Annotated in this window: 4 protein-coding genes; 2 read left to right on the forward strand and 2 right to left on the reverse strand. The window is 61.0% G+C overall.

Annotated features, from left to right (window positions below):
- Window positions 1-373: 373 nt before the first annotated feature.
- Both DTF_RS0110605 and DTF_RS0110610 read left to right on the forward strand, forming a co-directional pair.
- A complete protein-coding gene (locus DTF_RS0110605) occupies window positions 374-553 on the forward strand; it encodes a hypothetical protein (protein ID WP_027715299.1) in 180 nt (59 codons plus the stop codon).
- An 82-nt stretch (window positions 554-635) separates the two neighbouring features.
- Window positions 636-1766, forward strand: a complete 1131-nt coding sequence (locus tag DTF_RS0110610; protein WP_027715300.1) for an AAA family ATPase — start codon at window positions 636-638, stop codon at window positions 1764-1766.
- Between the two features lie 5 nt (window positions 1767-1771).
- Here the strand turns inward: DTF_RS0110610 and DTF_RS0110615 are convergent, their stop codons facing one another.
- Both DTF_RS0110615 and DTF_RS23080 read right to left on the reverse strand, forming a co-directional pair.
- The gene (locus DTF_RS0110615) at window positions 1772-1996 is read right to left on the reverse strand and encodes a MoaD/ThiS family protein (RefSeq protein WP_027715301.1); all 225 of its coding nucleotides are present in this window, start codon (window positions 1994-1996) and stop codon (window positions 1772-1774) included.
- 90 nt (window positions 1997-2086) lie between these two features.
- Window positions 2087-3469, reverse strand: a 1383-nt coding sequence (locus DTF_RS23080) for an aldehyde ferredoxin oxidoreductase C-terminal domain-containing protein (RefSeq protein ID WP_226989287.1), incomplete at its 5' end; no start/stop codon positions are given.

The raw sequence follows: 3469 nt of genomic DNA on the forward strand, positions 1-3469 counted from the left end.
ACAGCTGAAAGGCTTCACCTGGGGACTCTTCGTTCCTTGCCTCCTGGGCCGGCCATTGCGCCGGCCCTTTTTTTATCCCGTATAGTCTCCCGGCCTCGACTGCCTCCTCTCCCGCCCACCTGTGTCAGATCCGGCGCACCACCTGTGCGTATACAGTCACGGTCCGTCCCTATATGTAACAATATGGATCACCCCTCCGCAGCCCGGCGTGCCATCACTCCATTTTCAGAAAGCATAAGTATCCGGTTTGCAACATAAAAACCAACATCTGACGGCGTTTCCGCAAGAGTGGCAACCCCTTTGCATAATGTAAACGAAACATTCGCCGCCTTGCGAAACCGAGGCTAAGCAAATCAGCATTAGGAGGTATTTCGTGGCCAGATCAGCAGCTAACCCCAAAAAGTTCATCATTTCCTGCAGAGTCAATCACCGCGAGATGGAGGTCCTGCAAAAACGGGCCGAAGAATCGGGCATCAGCATAACCACTCTGCTGCGCAAGAGTCTCGAGCTGATTGAAAGAGACTTCAATCCGGCCGGTCAGGCCAGGGCTTGAAAAAACCATCGTCACTGCCCCCCTCAACCCCGAACCGCTGAGCTCACGAATTTTCCTGCGCAGGATATCCGGAAAGGAACCCATGTGTAAAAAAATCTTTGTAGCGGCAACGGGGCAGAACTGCGGCAAAACAACGACCTGTCTCTCCATCCTTCACATGGCGAGAAAGAGGCACTTCCGGGTCGGATTCATCAAACCTGTGGGCCCAAAACCCACCCTCTTCAGCGGCGCCCTGGTCGACAAGGACGCCGCTCTCATGGCGCAGGTGTACGGGCTGGGCGAGGACTTGGAATTCATGTCGCCCGTCGTCCTTCAGCCGGGTTCGACCAGAAAAATACTCGATGGCGAGATTCAGGAAGGGCGGCTTCTGGAAATGATCGAGCGGGCCTGCGCCGAGATGGAAAGGCAATGTGATTTCCTGGTGATCGAGGGGGCGGGTCACAGCGGAGTCGGATCGGTCGTCGGATTGAGCAACGCCCGGCTGGCCCGGGTTCTGAACGCACCGGTCCTGATGGTGACGGGCAGAGGGATCGGCAGCGTCGTCGACCAGGTCAGCATGAACCTGGCCCTTTTCAGACAGGAAGGGGCTCACGTCGGGCTGATCATGCCCAACAAGCTGATACCGGAAAAACGCAGCTCGACCCTGCGTTACCTGCGCACCGCGCTGGGAAGGATGGGGCTGAAGGTGGAGGGCGGCTTCAATTACCATCCGGTACTGGCCAATCCGACCCTTCAACGCCTCTCCAGGGTACTCGACGCCCCCTTGGCGGGAGATCCTCAAGAGGGGCAACGGATCGTCGATCATGTGCAGCTCGGCGCCGCCTCGGCGCAGCGGGTGGCCGATCTGCTGCTGCCTTCAACCCTGATTGTGGTTACCAGCAGCCGCGACGAACTCCTGGTCATGCTCGCTTCACTGCACCAGATCCCCGAATACCGGGAGAAGATCGCCGGCATCGTCATCTCCGGCCTGGCGCCTGTCTCCCGGGTGACCCGGCAGATCCTCGACGGCAGCGGCGTCCCTTATCTGCGCGTCAGAAATACCACGGCGGAAGCCTTTGCCGCGATCACCGGCGACATCGCCAAAATCAGCGCGGAAGATCATGCAAAGATCGGCCTGGTTCAGTCGCTGGCTGAAACGGAAATGAATTTTGCCGCCGTCGAATCCCTCGCGGGAGGGCACGAGCCCGCAGCCAGGGTGGTGGGATTCAGGTAACTGATTTATCCTCCGCCGACCAGGGGAAACAGAGATAAAGTGTCACCCTCCCTCAATTCCTGATCAAGGGACGCGTGCCGGCTGTTGACGAGCACGATCCCCAATTCCTCGTCCCGCAGGCCGAGCTCGGCCACGATTCCGCGGCAGTCGATTCCGGCCAGACAGTCCCGATCCTCCACCTTGAAGCGTCCCTCCCTGAACGTGGCGAATAGCTTCACCGTCACTTTCATCGATCACCTCCGAAAAAAAATCCCGGTGTGGCCATGGCGGACCACACCGGGCATGGAGAGAGAGCCGGAAAGGCCTCCTTGTTGCTTTTCTTAGAAGTTCCAGAACGCGTCGATTTCCTCGTCGGAGAAGTCCCAGACCGCGTTGTGGGGGGGGACGGGCTCCTTGAAGAACTCGGGCAGGCGGTCATCCTTGTTGGTGAACCCGGCGGCGATATTGAAGCCGCGCTCCGTCTTCAGGATGGATTTGCCGAGATTTGTGACGTCGTCTCCGGTCAGGCAGATGCCGAAGCGGGCGTTGATCAGGTCGATCAGCGCCGGCAGGCACTCGGGGATGTCCAGGGCCGGGAAAGCGATGAAGAGACACATCCCGGTGGTGTCCACCGCGGCGGTGGCGATCTGCAGGTTGCGGGAGAGCTCGACCTGGCCGTCTTTCTTGAGGGGATCGACGCTGCCGCCGACGCCGAGGATGTTGGTGGCGACGGAGTAGCCAGCGGTGTGGTCGGCTCCCATGGTGCTGGTGGCATAGGTGATGCCGATCCCCTTGACGCTGCGCGGATCGTAGGCGGGGATCCCCTGACCTTTCACCACGGGGACGCGGGTGACGCCGTAGGTCCGTCCGACGGAGGCGGCTCCGCCGCCGAGAACGCGCCCCAGAGGGCTCCCCTGGGCGATTTCTTCCTTGAGCAGACGGATGACGCCCTTGCCGTCACCGAAGGGAAGAATGCCGGCCTCCATGGCGACGCCCATCATAACGGCGGTTTCGATGGAATCGATGCCGATGTCGTCCATGAGATTGTCGGCCACGGCGATGTCGTCGAGGTTGTCGATGCAGCAGTCGGCGCCGAGCCCCCAGATGGTCTCGTACTCGAAACCGGAGGTGACGTACTGCCCCTTCTCGTCAGTGTAGACTTGGGAGCACTGGATGATGCAGCCGGCATGGCAGCCGTGCTTCGGCTTGCCGCCGCGGGCGACGATGGTGTCGTGCATCGTTTCGCCGGAGATCTTGTCGTGCCCCTCGAACTGGCCGTAGCGGAAGTTTCTGGTCGGCAGGCCGCCGGCCTCGTTGAGGACGTTGACCAGGACGTTGGTGCCGTAGGTCGGCAGCCCCTCGCCGCTGACGGGATGGTCGAGCAGGGCCTTGGCGAAGACGCGCGCGGCCTGCTTGAACTTCTCGGGATCGGCAATCTGCACGCCGGGTGCGCCCGTCTCGTCGATGCTGATGTATTTGATCTTCTTGGAGCCCATCACGGCGCCCAGACCGCCGCGGCCGTGGCTGCGGATCTTCATGTCGGGATCCTTGACGGAGATGTTGGCCGCGGCCATCTTCATCTCCCCGGCCGGGCCGATGGTGATTACGCCGGTCTTCTTGCCGAGCTTCCCGGTGACGGCGTCGATGACGGCGAAGTTCCCCTTGCCGACCAGTTCGGTCTCCTCGGCGATGGTGACCCCGTCCTTGGTGACGTGCAGGCTGTA

The sequence above is a fragment of the Desulfuromonas sp. TF genome, from assembly GCF_000472285.1.
Classification (GTDB): domain Bacteria; phylum Desulfobacterota; class Desulfuromonadia; order Desulfuromonadales; family ATBO01; genus ATBO01.